1 protein-coding gene is annotated in these 871 nt (G+C 63.6%); it reads left to right on the top strand.

Annotated elements, in window-relative coordinates; all coding sequences use genetic code 11:
- The first annotated feature begins 56 nt into the window (after positions 1-56).
- Positions 57-862 (top strand): IS5 family transposase gene (locus AC07OQ_RS24465; protein ID WP_495055741.1). Its coding sequence is split into 2 segments (ribosomal slippage): positions 57-384 and positions 384-862, totalling 807 coding nucleotides; the frame shifts between segments, so codons are not numbered across the junction.
- Positions 863-871: the final 9 nt, after the last annotated feature.

Genomic DNA, 871 nt, shown 5'->3' with positions numbered 1-871 from the left:
TTAGAGCAGCTAACAAAACCTATCATCACGCCCAGAAGAACAAGCGTTGATGTTGAATGTCGAGAAAACGGGAAGTCAGTGCGGCGCTGTGGTCGCGGATACAGCCACTTCTGCCTTTGGTGGAGGCGTCGCCACGGGGCGGCCGGCCCCGATTGGAGGACGAGCGTGCGCTCAACGGCATTGTTTTCGTGCTGCGAACCGGTATTCCTTGGGAGGACCTGCCGCAGGAGTTGGGCTTTGGCAGCGGCATGACCTGCTGGCGCCGGTTGCGTGACTGGCAGGCCGCAGGCGTGTGGCATCGCCTCCATCTGCTGTTGCTGGCCGAGTTGCGCGGCGCCGGACGGTTGGACTTCAGCCGCGCCAGCTTGGATGGGGCCAGCGTCCCCAGCCCCCGGGGGGCTCGCACACGGGGCCCAACCCCACAGACCGCGGCAAGCTCGGCAGCAAGCGTCACCTCATCACGGACCGCCAAGGCATCCCAATGATGTTCTGCGTCACGGGCGCCAACCGACATGATTCGGTTGTATTCGAGGCGCTGGTTGATGCGTTGCCTGGCGTGTCGGGCAAACCTGGCAGGCCACGCCGCTGGCCAGACAAGCTGCATGCAGACAAAGGGTACGACTTCGCGCGCTGCCGAGACCATCTCAAGCTCCGCGGCATCCAGAGTCGCATTGCTCGCCGAGGTGTCGAGCGCAATGACCGACTCGGTCGACACCGATGGGTGGTCGAGCGAACACATGCCTGGCTGGCGGCCTTCGGCAAGCTGCGAGTCCGCTTCGAACGCGGCATCGAAACTCACGTTGCACTCCTGAGCCTGGCGTGCTGCGTCATTTGCGCTCGCGCATTGCCGGAGTTCTGTTAGCCGCTCTTA

It is taken from the genome of Roseateles sp. GW821-FHT09B06, assembly GCF_059418245.1.
The sequence above is the reverse complement of the archived record's forward strand: the minus strand, read 5'-3'. Positions and strand labels throughout refer to the sequence as shown.